The organism is Geodermatophilus sp. SYSU D01106 (genome assembly GCF_054049995.1).
In genome coordinates this window covers 209294-222509 of the sequence record NZ_JBJGYM010000002.1, presented here as the reverse complement: position 1 = coordinate 222509, position 13216 = coordinate 209294, and the positions used below count along the sequence as shown (strand labels likewise).

Sequence of the window (13216 nt, the reverse complement as noted above, 5' to 3'; positions counted from 1 at the left end):
GCGGCGCACACACCCCGAGGGGGACCATGGGCCGCTACGTAGCGCGCCGCCTGCTGCTCACCATCCCGGTCCTGCTGGGCGCGTCTTTCCTGATCTTCGCGATGGTGTACGCCCTGCCGGGCGACCCCATCCGCGCGCTGGGCGGTGACCGGCCGCTCTCGCCCGCCGTCATCGCCGAGCTGCGTGACCGCTTCAACCTCAACGACCCGCTGTACATCCAGTACTGGGAGTACATGAAGGGCCTGTTCCAGGGCGACCTGGGCACCGACTTCCGTGGCCGCCCGGTCCTGGACACCATCGAGCGGACGCTCCCGGTCACGGTGAAGCTCGCGCTCACCGCCGTGGTGTTCGAGGCCGTCATCGGCCTCGTCGCCGGCGTGCTGGCCGGCATCCGGCGCAACAGCTTCTTCGACAACCTGGTCCTGGTCTCGACGACGCTGATCGTCTCGATCCCGATCCTGGTGCTGGCCTTCTTCGCGCAGCTGCTCTTCGGCCTCAAGCTCGGCTGGTTCCCGATCGCCGGGACCAACGACGGGCTCTACAGCTATCTCCTCCCGGGCCTGGTGCTCGCCTCCGGCTCGCTGGCCTACGTCGCCCGCCTGACCCGCACCAGCCTCGCGGAGAACCTGCGCGCCGACTACGTGCGCACGGCTCGCGCCAAGGGCCTGCCCAACCGGACCGTCATCGTCCGGCACACCCTGCGCAACAGCCTGATCCCGGTCGTGACGTTCATCGGCGCCGACATCGGCTCGCTGCTGGGCGGGGCGATCGTGACCGAGTCCGTGTTCAACCTCCCCGGCATCGGCCGGGAGGTGTTCAACGCCATCCGCGCCCAGGAGGGCGCGGTCGTCGTCGGCATCGTCACCCTGATGGTGTTCTTCTTCATCTTCTTCAACCTGGTCGTGGACGTGCTCTACGCCGTCCTCGACCCGAGGATCCGCTATGACTGACCAGCAGCAGTTGGACCTGCGCAAGGACGAGGTCGAGGCCGGCACCACCACCGGCCTGGCCAGCCCCTCGGTCGACGTCACCAAGGAGCGGCAGAACAGCCTCTGGAGCGACGCCTGGGGCGAGCTCCGCCGCAACCCGCTGTTCTGGATCGGCGCCGTGCTCGGCGTCTTCTTCCTCCTGATGGCGGTGGTGCCGCAGGTCTTCGCCCGCGGCGCCGACCCGCGCTCGTGCGACCTGGCCAACTCCCAGGGCCGGCCCTCGGCGCAGCACTGGTTCGGCTTCGACCAGCAGGGCTGCGACTACCTGGCCAACGTCGTCTACGGCGCGCGCAACTCGCTGATCATCGGCGTCACCGCCGTGCTCGGCGTGCTGGTGCTCGGCGTCATCGTCGGGGCGATCGCCGGCTACTTCGGCGGGTTCACCGATGGGATCCTGGCCCGGATCGCCGACATCTTCTACGCGCTGCCGCTCATCCTCGGCGCGCTGGTGCTGCTCCGGGTCGGGCCGTCGACGAGCATCCCGATCATCAACTCCCGCGGCCCGGGCGCGGTGGCCATCGCGATCGCGCTGTTCGGCTGGATGACGGCGATGCGGCTGGTCCGCTCGCAGGTGATCGCGGTCAAGAGCTCCGACTACGTCGCCGCCGCCCGGTCGATGGGCGCGTCGAGCCGCCGCATCCTGGTGCGCCACATCCTGCCCAACGCCGTCGCCCCGGTGCTGGTCTACGCGACGATCACCATCGGCGTCTTCATCGCCGCAGAGGCGACGCTGACCTACCTCGGCGTCGGCCTGCAGCGCCCCGCGATCTCATGGGGACTGCAGATCGCGGCCGGGCAGAGTCAGATCCGCAGCGCCCCGCACCTGGTGCTCTTCCCCAGCCTGATCCTGACCCTGACGGTGATGGCGTTCGTGATGATGGGTGACGCCCTGCGCGACGCCCTCGACCCGAGGCAGCGCGCATGACCAACCTCGACCTGTCCAAGCCCACCAGCGAGCTCGCCCCGTCCGGCACCCCGCTGCTCGAGGTCGACGACCTGCACGTGGAGTTCCGCACCCGCGGCGGCGTGGTCAACGCCGTCAACGGCGTGAGCTACAGCCTGGCGGCGGGGGAGACCCTGGCGATCCTGGGCGAGTCCGGCTCCGGCAAGTCGGTCTCGGCGCAGGCGATCATGGGGATCCTCGAGACCCCGCCCGCGGTGATCAACGGCGGCGGCATCTGGTTCCAGGGCAAGGACATGCTGGAGATGTCCGCCGAGGACCAGCGCAAGATCCGCGGCCCGGGCATCTCGATGATCTTCCAGGACGCGCTGTCCTCGCTGAACCCCGTGTACAGCGTCGGCTTCCAGATCGGCGAGATGTTCCGCGCGCACCGCGGGCTGTCGAAGAAGGAGGCGCGCAAGCGGGCCATCGAGCTGATGGACCGCGTGCGCATCCCCGCCGCGGCCCGCCGGGTCGACGACTACCCGCACCAGTTCTCCGGCGGCATGCGCCAGCGGGTCATGATCGCCATGGCGATCGCCCTGGACCCGCGGATCCTCATCGCCGACGAGCCCACGACCGCCCTCGACGTCACCGTCCAGGCCCAGGTCATGGACCTGCTCAAGGACCTGCAGGCGGAGACGGGGATGGGGCTGATCCTCATCACCCACGACCTCGGTGTCGTCAACGAGGTCGCCGACAACGTGGCGGTCATGTACGCCGGCGAGATCGTCGAGCGGGGCACCGTCGACGACGTCTTCAGCAAGCCGTCCCACCCCTACACCGAGGGGCTCATGGGCTCCGTGCCGCAGGTGGAGGCCAAGGGCGGGCGGCTGCGGCCGATCGCCGGCCAGCCGCCGAACCTGGCGCACATCCCCAGCGGCTGCCCGTTCCACCCGCGCTGCGCCCGCCGCCGTCTCGGCGCGGACGCCGCGCCCGGCCGCGAGTGCGCGACCGACGTCCCGCCGCTGCGGCTGGTCGTCCCGGGTCGCGAGGCCGCGTGCCACTACAGCGAGGAGGTGCTCGGTGTCCCAGCCGAGTGAGCACGGCGCCACCGCGGCGTCGTCCCTGTCGAAGTCGTCCCTGTCCAAGTCGTCCCCGTCCACCGAGGCCGCGCCCGGCGCGCCGACGCTGGCCAAGCCGGCGCCGAGCGGGCTGCGCGGGTCCCTCGGGGAGCCCCTGCTCGAGATCCGCGGGCTGCAGAAGCACTTCCCGCTGACGCAGGGCATCGTCTTCAAGCGCACGATCGGGCACGTCCGCGCCGTCGACGGCGTCGACCTGACCCTGCGCCGCGGCGAGACCGTGGGCCTGGTCGGGGAGTCCGGGTGCGGCAAGTCGACGGTGTCGAAGCTGATCGTCGCCCTGGAGCGCCCGACCGGCGGGTCGATCCTCTACAAGGGCAAGGACGTCGCCCGCATGGGCGGCCGCGCGCTCAAGGAGTACCGGCGCGAGGTCCAGATCATCTTCCAGGACCCGTACGCGTCGCTGAACCCGCGGATAACCGTCGGTGACATCGTCGCCGAGGGCTGGGCCGTGCACGACGACGTCGCCCCGAAGAAGGGCCGGCTCAAGCGCACGCAGGAGCTGCTCGACCGCGTCGGCCTCAACCCCGACTACGTCAACCGCTACCCGCACCAGTTCTCCGGCGGCCAGCGGCAGCGCATCGGCATCGCCCGGGCGCTCGCGCTGCAGCCGGAGGTCATCGTCTGCGACGAGCCGGTGTCGGCGCTCGACGTGTCCGTGCAGGCGCAGGTGGTCAACCTGCTCGAGGACCTGCAGGACGAGTTCGGCCTGTCCTACCTGTTCATCGCCCACGACCTGTCGGTGGTGCGCCACATCTCCGACCGCGTCGCGGTGATGTACCTCGGCAGCATCGTCGAGGAGGGCACCGACGCCGAGGTGTACGGCTCGCCGTCGCACCCCTACACCCAGGCCCTGCTGTCCTCCGTGCCGCTGCACGAGCCGCACCTGCGCGGCCAGAAGGACCGGATCCTGCTGCAGGGCGACGTCCCCAGCCCGGCCGACCCGCCCTCGGGCTGCCGCTTCCGCACCCGCTGCTGGAAGGCCCAGGACATCTGCGCCCAGGAGCCCCCGGCGCTGGTCGACCGCGGCCAGGGCCACCCGTCGGCCTGCCACTTCGCCGAGGCCCGGACGGTCGTCCCCGTCGACGCCGAGTGATCCGTCGTCCTCCCGGACGACACCGCGGCCACGTGCCGTACCCGGCCTGAGCTGGGCCCCGCCGCCGCACCCGGCGGGGACCCTCCGGGCCCGCCACCGGTCACGACACCCCGGTGGCGGGCTCGGGAGGTAGGCGACAATGACCTCTCGTGACCGCTGACCGACGCCTGCTGCTCGTCCACGCCCACCCCGACGACGAGACGATCAACAACGGCGCCACGATGGCCCGCTACGCCGCCGAGGGTGCCCAGGTCACGCTGCTCACCTGCACGCTCGGCGAGGAGGGCGAGGTCCTCGTCCCCGAGCTGGAACTGCTGGCCCCCGAGCACGCCGACCAGCTCGGCGGCTACCGGATCGCCGAGCTCCGCGCCGCGATGGACGCCCTCGGCGTTACCGACTGGCGCTTCCTCGGCGGCCCCGGGCGCTACCGCGACTCCGGGATGATGGGCACGCCGGCCAACGACAAGCCGCGCGCCTTCTGGCGGGCCGACCTCGACGAGGCGGTCGCCCACGCGGTCGCCGTCGTCCGCGAGGTCCGGCCGCAGGTCGTCGTGACCTACGACGAGCAGGGCGGCTACGGCCACCCCGACCACATCCAGGCCCACCGGGTCGCCATGGCCGCCGTCGAGCGCGCCGCCGACCCCGGCTACCGCCCCGACCTGGGCGGGGCCTGGGACGTCGCCAAGGTCTACTGGTGCTGCACCCCGCGGTCGGTGCTGCGCGAGGGCGCCGAGGCGATGGCCGCGCTGGGGGAGGCCGCGCCGTTCGAGCGGCTCGGCGAGATCGACGACATCCCCTTCGCCGTCCCCGACGAGCTGGTCACCGCCGCCGTCGACGGCCGGGCGTACGCGGGCCGCAAGGACGCCGCGATGCGCGCGCACGCCACCCAGATCACCGTGGACGGTCCGTTCTTCGCGCTGTCGAACAACCTCGGCCAGGAGGTGCTCGGCACCGAGCACTACCGGCTGGTGCGCGGCGAGCGCGGTCCCGCGGGCGGCGGCCCGCAGGGCTGGGAGGACGACCTGTTCGCCGGCCTGCCCGGATGACCCGCGCCGCCACGCTCGCCGGCGCGGCGGTGCTCGCGGTCGCCGTCGCCGGCTGGCTGGCCCTCGTCCAGGTGTTCTGGCTGCCGCTGCGGATCGGCGGCGTGCTCGTGCCGCTGTCGGTGCTCGCCGCGGCCGCCGGCAACGTCCTGCTGGTCGAGGGCGCGCACCGGCTGACCGGGTCGCGGCTGGTCGCCGTCCTCCCGGCGGTCACCTGGCTGGCCGTCGCGCTCTCGGCCACCGCCCGCCGGCCCGAGGGGGACCTGGTCGCCGTCGGCACCGGCGGGCTGGGCACCGTGACGCTGGCCTTCCTCGGCCTCGGCGTCGTGGGGGCCGCGGTCGCCGTCGGCCGGGTGCTGGCCACTCCCGCCCGGACGGGCCGGGCCCTGCCGTCTCAGGGGGCCTCGGGCGCCCAGCGGTAGTGGTAGCGGTGGTGCTCGACGTGGCCGGTGCGGCGGTAGAGCTCGCGCGCGGGCGTGTTGGACGCCGACACCTGCAGGTACACCCAGTGCGCCCCCTGCGCGGCGCCCCAGCGGGACAGCGCGGCCATCACCGTGCCCGCCAGCCCGCGACGGCGGTGCTCCTCGGCCACGGTCAGCGCGCTCACGCCGAGCCAGTCGCCGGTGACCACCCCGCGGGCGACGGCGACCGGGGGCGCGCCCGGCTCCGGCCGGACGGCGGCGAAGACGGTACGTCCGCCGCCGGTCAGCACCGCGCGGGCCGCGGCGGGGTCGGCGTCGGGCCGGTAGAGGGCCAGCCAGTCGTCGGCCGGCGCGGGCGCCAGCTCGACGTCGGCCCCACCGGCGGGCACCAGCGGGGCGGTGAGCACGAGCACGTCCTCCGAGCGCTCCCACCCGGCCGCCGCGAGCACCGCGCCGGCGGCACGGGCCTGCACGCCGGGCAGCGCGGCACCCGGGCGCAGCCCGCGGGCCCGGTACCAGCGGACGACGGCGTCGGCGGCCTCCGGCAGCGGCAGTCCCGGGTCGCCGGTGACCAGCGCGGTGTTCGCCCGGCCGGTGAACCCGCCGCCGGCGCGCAGCAGCCACCCGCCCAGCGGCTCCTCCTCCGGGGCGGGCCAGCCGCGCGCGGCCAGGCGCTCCAGGTCGGCGACCCCCAGCGGCGAGCGGCTCTGTCCCATGCCCCGATCCTGCGGGGTGGGCGGCGGCCTCCTCCTCCCGGGGCGGGCGGGTGCACCCGTCGCGCCCGGCGCGGGGAGCCGGGGCCATACTGATCGGCAGATCCGCGCGCGACCGGCCCCGAGCCGGGGCGCTGCCCGCACGTCCCCCGGGAGGACCCACCGTGACCTACGTGATCACCCAGGCCTGCGTCGACGTCCTCGACAAGGCGTGCATCGACGAGTGTCCGGTGGACTGCATCTACGAGGGCGACCGGATGCTCTACATCCACCCCGACGAGTGCGTCGACTGCGGTGCCTGCGAGCCGGTGTGCCCGGTGGAGGCCATCTACTACGAGGACGACGTCCCGGACAAGTGGAAGGACTTCTACAACGCCAACGTGGAGTTCTTCTCCGACCTGGGCAGCCCCGGCGGCGCCGCCAAGACGGGCAAGGTCGGCCACGACCACCCGCTGGTGGCGGCCCTCCCGCCCCAGGGCGAGGGGCACTGACCACGACGACGGGGACGGCGGCCGGCCACAGGCTGCCCGACTTCCCCTGGGACAGCCTCGAGGCCGCCCGGGCCCGTGCGGCGCAGCACCCCGGCGGCATCGTCGACCTGTCCATCGGGACGCCGGTCGACGAGACGCCCGAGGTCCTGCGCACCGCGCTGGCCGGGGCCGGCGACTCGCCGGGCTACCCCATGGCGCTGGGCACCCGTGAGCTGCGCACCGCCGCGGCCGGGTGGCTGCGGCGCCGCCTGGGCGTGACGCTGGCCGACCCGCTGGGCGCCGATCCCTCGGTGGTCCCGACGATCGGCTCCAAGGAGCTCGTCGCGCTCATGCCCACGCTGCTGGGCCTGCGCGACGGCACCGTCGTCATCCCCGAGGTGGCCTACCCGACCTACGAGGTCGGCGCGGTGCTGTCCGGGCTCGCGGTCCGGCGGGCCGACGCCCCGCCGGCCGAGGCCGCCGGGATCGGGCTGGTCTGGCTGAACTCCCCGGGCAACCCGCACGGGCGGGTGCTGTCCGACGACGAGCTGCGCGCCTGGGTCACCTGGGGCCGCGCGCACCGCGTGCCGATCGTCGCCGACGAGTGCTACGCCACCCTCGGCTGGGAGGTGCAGCCCCGCTCGCTGCTGCACCCCGCCGTCGCCGGCGACGACCACACCGGCCTGCTGGCCGTGCACTCGCTGTCCAAGCAGTCGACGGCGGCCGGCTACCGCGCCGGGCTGCTCTCCGGCGACCCGGTGCTGGTCCGCCGGGTGTGGGAGGTGCGCCGCCACCTCGGCCTGCTCGTCCCCGGCCCGGTGCAGGCGGCCATGACCGCCGCGCTGGACGACGACGCGCACGTCGACGAGCAGCGCGAGCGCTACCGCCGCCGGCGCGAGCGGCTGGCCGCCGCGGTGCGGGCGGCGGGCCTGCGCATCGACCACTCCGAGGCCGGGCTCTATCTCTGGGCCACCCGCGACGAGGACTGCTGGACGACGGTCGAGTGGCTGGCGGGCCTGGGCATCGTGCCCGCGCCCGGCTCGTTCTACGGCCCCGCCGGCGCCCGGCACGTGCGCTTCGCGCTCACGGCCACCGACGAGCGGATCGACGCCGCCGCGGAGCGCCTCACCGCCTGAACGGGCCGGCTGCCAGTCGCCTGCAAGCCGGCGGCACTGCGGCGGCAGTTCTCCGCCAGACACCCGCAAGTGCCGACCGACACGGTGGTCCCACTCGCCGGGCACCCCGCCCGGCCAGGCCGGGAGGCCCCGCCGTGTTCCTCGTCGTGTTCCTGCTCGTCCCCGTCGCCGCCCTCGTGGCGCTGCTCGCCCTCGAGGCGCGCCTGCACCGCGGCCGCAGCCTCGCCGGCGCCGCCGGCGTGTCCGCCGCCTTCGACCGCCCGGAGCTCCACGGCAAGAGCCGCGGCCGGGTGACCTGAGCGCTCAGCCGCAGTTGCGCGTCCGGTCGTCCGTGCGCAGCGCCACGGTCAGTGACTGGGCGAAGTCGGCCCAGCGGCCGTAGGCGAGCGGGAAGGCGCTGCGCTGCACGGCGTCGGCGACCAGGGTGAGCTCGCCGGTCTCCCAGTTCGGCACCCGTACCAGCCTGTCGTAGAACTGGCCGGCCGCGTAGACCGGGTCCTGCACCTGCGCGGGCGTGCCCCAGCCCTGCGACGGTCGCTGCTGGAACAGGCCGAGGGAGTCGCGGTCGCCGTAGTCGAGGTTGCGCAGCGTCGACTCCTGCATCGCCGTCGCCAGCGCGATGACGATCGCCCGCTCGGGCAGCCCGCGCTCCTTGCCCACCGCGGCGATCGTCTGGGCATTGGTCCACTGCTCGCCGCTGAGCGTCACCGACGTCGAGGGCACCGTGCACAGCGCCGTCGGCGTCACCTGCGCCGGCCGGTCGCCCTTCCAGACCACCGACACGAGCACGACGACGCCGATCAGCAGCGCCGGCCACCAGTGCCGCCACACCCACGGGTTGCCGCCCGGCGGCGTCGCGGCGGCCGGCCGCGCCGCGGGCCGCTTGGCCGGCGGGCGCTTGCCGGGCGCCTTCCTCGCGGGCGCCTTCTTGGCGGGCGCCCTCCTCGCCGGAGGGCGCTCGGCCGCGAGGCGGGTGCCGGTCCGTGCGCTGGTCATCGCCGTCGACTCTAGGTCGGCTCCGCGGCCGGGCCCCGGACCTCGCGGGGGCCCGTGGTGTGCCTGGTGCACCCGCGGTGTGGCCGCCGTCGCCAGCACGTGCCCGCCGTCGCCAGCGCGTGCCCGCCGTCGCTAGCGTGTGGCCGCCAGTCCCGCCTTCCCGAGGAGTACCGCCATGGCCGACGTCCTGCTCCCCGGGGTGACCGCCACCCGGGTGCCCACCGCGCGCCTGACCCAGAACGTCCTGCACCCCGAGGGCACCGACCCCGCCGGCCCCGGCGAGGCGGTGCTGTTCGTGCACGGCAACGTGAGCTCGGCGTTGTTCTGGCAGCACGCGCTGCGCACCGTGCACGAGACCGGCCGGCACCGCGTGCTCGCCGTCGACCTGCGCGGCTACGGCGACACCGACCCGCTGCCGGTGGACGCCCGCCGCGGCGTGCGGGACTGGGCCGACGACGTCGCCGCGCTGGTGGACGCCCTCGGCCTCGACCGCGTGCACCTGGTCGGCTGGAGTATGGGCGCCGGCGTCGTCCTGCAGTACTTGCTCGACGCCCCGGCGACGGTGGCGTCGGTGGCGCTGGTCGCGCCGGTGTCCCCGTACGGCTTCGGCGGCACCGCCGGGCCCGACGGGCGCCTGCTGGCCGCCGACGGCGCGGGCTCGGGCGGGGGAGCGGCCAACCCGGAGTTCGTGGCGGCGCTCGCCGCCGGCGACACCTCCGACGCCGCCCCGACCAGCCCCCGGTCGATCCTGCGCTCGTTCTACGTGGCCCCCGGCTCCCTGCCGATCGACCCGCAGCTCGAGGACGTGTTCGTCGCCGCGATGCTGTCCACCCGCACCGGTGAGGACAACTACCCGGGCGACGCCGTCGCGAGCGAGACGTGGCCGATGACGGCGCCCGGCCCGCGCGGGGTGCTCAACACGATGGCGCCGACGGTGTTCGACGTCTCGGGCATCGTCGACCTGCCGGTCAAGCCCCCGGTGCTGTGGCTGCGCGGCGACGCCGACGCGATCGTCTCCGACACCTCGGTGTTCGACCTGGCCTACCTCGGCCAGCTCGGCGCGGTGCCCGGCTGGCCCGGCGAGGAGGCCTGCCCGCCGCAGCCGATGGTCACCCAGACCCGTGCGGTGCTCGACCGGTACGCGGCGTCCGGCGGCGCCTACCGCGAGGTCGTGCTCCCCGGCGTGGGGCACTCGCCGCACGTGGAGCGGCCGCAGGAGTCGGTCGTGGCGCTGCTCGAGCACCTCGACGTCCCGGCCGCGGAGCCCGCGAACCTCACCTGAGCGGTGGCCCTCCTGCAGGGGCCCGCCACGAGCGTGCGAGTGGTGGGGGGCAGGAGGGTCCTTCCTCAGTCGTTGGCGTGCAGCGCGGCGTTGAGGGCGCCCCAGTCGCCGGAGCGCGGCAGCGCCTCCAGCGCGCCGGTGACGCTGTTGCGGCGGAACAGCAGCCCGTCGCGGCCGGAGAGCTCGCGGGCCTTGACCACCGAGCCGTCGGGCAGCGTGACCCGGGACCCGGCGGTGACGTAGCAGCCGGCCTCGACGACGCAGCCGTCGCCCAGCGAGATGCCGATGCCGGCGTTGGCGCCGAGCAGGCAGCCGCTGCCGATGGAGACGACCTCCTTGCCGCCCCCGGACAGCGTGCCCATGATCGACGCGCCGCCGCCGACGTCGCTGTCGGCGCCGACGACGACGCCCGCGCTGATCCGGCCCTCGACCATGGAGGGGCCGAGCGTGCCGGCGTTGTAGTTGACGAAGCCCTCGTGCATGACCGTCGTCCCCTCGGCCAGGTGCGCGCCCAGCCGCACCCGGTCGGCGTCGGCCACGCGGACGCCCGCGGGGAGCACGTAGTCGACCATCCGCGGGAACTTGTCCACCGACAGCACGGTCAGCGAGCCGTGCGCGGCGCGCAGGAGGGCGCGGCGCGCGGGGGTGAGCTCGGTGGCGAGCACCGGCCCGGCGCTGGTCCACGCGACGTTGGCCAGCAGGCCGAAGACGCCGTCCAGGCTCACCTCGCGCGGGCGGACCAGGCGGTGCGAGAGCAGGTGGAGCCGCAGGTAGACGTCGTGGGTGTCGGCCGGCGGGGCGCCGAGGTGGGCGATCACGGTGCGGACGCCGATCACCTCGACGCCGCGCGCGTCGTCGCTGCGCACCAGGCCGGAGAACTCGGTGCCGAGCTCGGCCTCCAGCTCCAGGGCGCCGAGCTGCTGCGTGCCGGACTCCCCGCCGGCGTCGCCGAGGGCGGGCGCGGGGTACCAGGTGTCCAGGACGGTCCCGGAGGCGGAGACGGTCGCGAGACCGGCGGCGACGGCGGAGCGGCTGGGGGAGGTCACCCCCCGACGCTACCCAGGCCCGGCCCCGCGCCCGCCCGTAGGCTCGGGCACCGTGACCGGCGCGCCCGACCTCGACCTCTCCGCCGACGTCCTGGCGCTCACCCGGGCGCTGGTCGACACGCCGTCGGTGTCCGGCGGCGAGCGCGCCCTCGCCGACGCCGTCGAGACGGCGCTGCGCGGCCTCGGCGGGCTGGAGGTCGAGCGGGTCGGCGACACCGTCCTCGCCCGCACGAACCTGGGCCGCGAGGGCCGCGTGGTGCTCGCCGGGCACCTGGACACCGTGCCGATCGCCGACAACGTGCCCAGCCGGCTCGAGGGCGACCGCCTGTACGGCTGCGGCACCAGCGACATGAAGTCCGGCGACGCGGTGATGCTGCGGCTGGCCGGCCGCTTCGGCGTCCCCGGGGCGGAGCCCGCGTACGACCTCACGTTCGTCTTCTACGACAACGAGGAGGTCGAGTCGGTCAAGAGCGGTCTCGGCCGGGTGGTGCGCGAGCGCCGGGGCTGGCTCTACGGCGACCTCGCCGTCCTGCTCGAGCCCACCGACGGCGAGATCGAGGCCGGTTGCCAGGGCACGCTGCGGGCGGTGATCGGGACGACGGGACGGCGGGCGCACAGCGCGCGCAGCTGGCTCGGCGTCAACGCCATCCACGGGGTGGCGGGCGTCCTCGCCACGCTGGCGGCGTACCAGGCGCGCGAGGTCGACATCGACGGCTGCACCTACCGCGAGGGCCTCAACGCCGTGCGCATCGAGGGCGGGGTGGCCGGCAACGTCGTCCCCGACGAGTGCCGGGTGACGGTCAACTTCCGCTACGCCCCCGACCGCGACGAGGACGCCGCCGAGGCGCACGTGCGCGAGGTGTTCGCCGACGCGCTCGCCGCCGGCGCCACGCTGACCGTCGTCGACAACGCCGGCGGGGCGCTGCCCGGCCTGACCGAGCCCGCCGCCGAGGCCTTCGTGGCCGCCGTCGGCCGCCCCGCGCGGGCCAAGCTCGGCTGGACCGACGTCGCCCGCTTCGCCGCCCTGGGCATCCCGGCGGTCAACTACGGCCCCGGTGACCCGCAGCTCGCACACACCCGCGAGGAGTCCGTCCTGGTCGAGCGGCTGCAGCCGGCCGAGGACGCCCTGACCGCCTACCTGTCCGGAGGACGCGCATGACGACGATCCCCCCGCCCGAGGGCGCCCGGAAGCCCCGCCCGACGCGGCACCGCGGCCCGGTGGTGCTGCGCGGCGGCGAGCCCGACCCGCAGCGGGCCGGCACGACGACCGACCAGCGGCTGCTCGACCGGCGCGGGCCCACCGACTGGGTGCACACCGACCCGTGGCGCGTGCTGCGCATCCAGAGCGAGTTCGTCGAGGGCTTCGGCCTGCTCGCCGAGCTGCCGAAGGCGGTCAGCGTCTTCGGCAGCGCCCGCACCAAGCCCGACCACCCGCACTACGCGGCCGGCGTGCAGATCGGCGCGGCGCTGGCGGAGGCCGGCTACGCGGTCATCACCGGCGGCGGGCCGGGCGCGATGGAGGCGGCCAACCGCGGCGCGTCGGAGGCCGGCGGGCTGTCGGTGGGGCTGGGCATCGAGCTGCCGTTCGAGCAGGAGCTCAACGAGTGGGTCGACCTCGGCATCAGCTTCCGCTACTTCTTCGTCCGCAAGACGATGTTCGTGAAGTACGCGCAGGCCTTCGTCATCCTGCCCGGCGGCTTCGGCACCCTCGACGAGCTGTTCGAGGCGCTCACGCTGGTGCAGACCCGCAAGGTCACCCGGTTCCCGGTGATCCTGTTCGGCACCGAGTACTGGGCCGGGCTGGTCGACTGGATCCGCGGCACCCTGCTGGAGTCGGGCACGATCAGCGCCGGCGACCTCGACCTGTTCACCGTCACCGACGACGTCGACGTCGTCCTGGCGACGATCCGCGAGGCCGAGACCGCGCGGCAGAACGGCGAGGGCGGCGGGGGGATGCGCGCGCCGCTGCCCGGTCCGGTCGAGCCGGTCGAGGGCTGAGGG

At 74.8% G+C, this 13216-nt stretch carries 15 protein-coding genes; 12 read left to right on the top strand and 3 right to left on the bottom strand.

Annotated features, from left to right (window positions below; translation table 11 throughout):
- Positions 1–26 precede the first annotated feature (26 nt).
- From ACI78R_RS03335 to ACI78R_RS03310, 6 genes are all read left to right on the top strand, one after another.
- Positions 27–950 carry an ABC transporter permease gene (locus ACI78R_RS03335; RefSeq protein WP_457039661.1) on the top strand — a complete coding sequence of 308 codons (924 nt, stop codon included), beginning with the start codon at positions 27–29 and terminating at the stop codon, positions 948–950.
- Positions 943–1914: an ABC transporter permease gene (locus ACI78R_RS03330; protein ID WP_457039660.1), complete on the top strand. Its 972-nt coding sequence runs from the start codon at positions 943–945 to the stop codon at positions 1912–1914. The genes ACI78R_RS03335 and ACI78R_RS03330 overlap by 8 nt, the downstream gene beginning before the upstream one ends.
- A complete protein-coding gene (locus tag ACI78R_RS03325) occupies positions 1911–2972 on the top strand; it encodes an ABC transporter ATP-binding protein (RefSeq protein WP_457039659.1) in 1062 nt (353 codons plus the stop codon). Before ACI78R_RS03330 ends, ACI78R_RS03325 begins: the two co-directional genes overlap by 4 nt.
- Positions 2956–4107, top strand: coding sequence for an ABC transporter ATP-binding protein (locus ACI78R_RS03320; protein ID WP_457039658.1), 1152 nt, complete (start codon positions 2956–2958; stop codon positions 4105–4107). Before ACI78R_RS03325 ends, ACI78R_RS03320 begins: the two co-directional genes overlap by 17 nt.
- Before the next feature lie 149 nt (positions 4108–4256).
- Positions 4257–5153 (top strand): N-acetyl-1-D-myo-inositol-2-amino-2-deoxy-alpha-D-glucopyranoside deacetylase, encoded by an 897-nt coding sequence (gene mshB, locus ACI78R_RS03315; protein ID WP_457039657.1) that lies wholly within the window; start codon positions 4257–4259, stop codon positions 5151–5153.
- Positions 5150–5572 carry a hypothetical protein gene (locus ACI78R_RS03310; protein ID WP_457039656.1) on the top strand — a complete coding sequence of 141 codons (423 nt, stop codon included), beginning with the start codon at positions 5150–5152 and terminating at the stop codon, positions 5570–5572. Before mshB ends, ACI78R_RS03310 begins: the two co-directional genes overlap by 4 nt.
- Here the strand turns inward: ACI78R_RS03310 and ACI78R_RS03305 are convergent.
- Positions 5545–6288: a GNAT family N-acetyltransferase gene (locus ACI78R_RS03305; RefSeq protein WP_457039655.1), complete on the bottom strand. Its 744-nt coding sequence runs from the start codon at positions 6286–6288 to the stop codon at positions 5545–5547. The two genes, ACI78R_RS03310 and ACI78R_RS03305, sit on opposite strands and share 28 nt — an antisense overlap.
- A gap of 161 nt (positions 6289–6449) precedes the next feature.
- Here ACI78R_RS03305 and fdxA point away from each other — a divergent pair, with 161 nt between their 5' ends.
- From fdxA to ACI78R_RS03290, 3 genes are all read left to right on the top strand, one after another.
- A complete protein-coding gene (fdxA, locus tag ACI78R_RS03300; protein ID WP_073418760.1) occupies positions 6450–6776 on the top strand; it encodes a ferredoxin in 327 nt (108 codons plus the stop codon).
- Positions 6773–7891, top strand: a complete 1119-nt coding sequence (gene dapC, locus ACI78R_RS03295) for a succinyldiaminopimelate transaminase (protein WP_457039735.1) — start codon at positions 6773–6775, stop codon at positions 7889–7891. Before fdxA ends, dapC begins: the two co-directional genes overlap by 4 nt.
- Before the next feature lie 134 nt (positions 7892–8025).
- Positions 8026–8190, top strand: a complete 165-nt coding sequence (locus tag ACI78R_RS03290; protein ID WP_175562784.1) for a hypothetical protein — start codon at positions 8026–8028, stop codon at positions 8188–8190.
- A gap of 4 nt (positions 8191–8194) precedes the next feature.
- Here the strand turns inward: ACI78R_RS03290 and ACI78R_RS03285 are convergent, their stop codons facing one another.
- Positions 8195–8887, bottom strand: coding sequence for a hypothetical protein (locus ACI78R_RS03285; protein ID WP_457039654.1), 693 nt, complete (start codon positions 8885–8887; stop codon positions 8195–8197).
- A 175-nt stretch (positions 8888–9062) separates the two neighbouring features.
- On the opposite strand from ACI78R_RS03285, the gene ACI78R_RS03280 reads away from it, so the two are divergent.
- On the top strand, positions 9063–10169 hold the full coding sequence (locus tag ACI78R_RS03280; protein WP_457039653.1) for an alpha/beta fold hydrolase: 1107 nt from the start codon (positions 9063–9065) through the stop codon (positions 10167–10169).
- A 65-nt stretch (positions 10170–10234) separates the two neighbouring features.
- On the opposite strand, the gene dapD is transcribed toward ACI78R_RS03280, so the two are convergent.
- A complete protein-coding gene (gene dapD / locus ACI78R_RS03275) occupies positions 10235–11215 on the bottom strand; it encodes a 2,3,4,5-tetrahydropyridine-2,6-dicarboxylate N-succinyltransferase (protein ID WP_457039652.1) in 981 nt (326 codons plus the stop codon).
- A 52-nt stretch (positions 11216–11267) separates the two neighbouring features.
- Here dapD and dapE point away from each other — a divergent pair, with 52 nt between their 5' ends.
- A complete protein-coding gene (gene dapE, locus ACI78R_RS03270) occupies positions 11268–12374 on the top strand; it encodes a succinyl-diaminopimelate desuccinylase (RefSeq protein ID WP_457039651.1) in 1107 nt (368 codons plus the stop codon).
- A complete protein-coding gene (locus ACI78R_RS03265) occupies positions 12371–13213 on the top strand; it encodes an LOG family protein (RefSeq protein ID WP_073418765.1) in 843 nt (280 codons plus the stop codon). Before dapE ends, ACI78R_RS03265 begins: the two co-directional genes overlap by 4 nt.
- Positions 13214–13216 lie beyond the last annotated feature (3 nt).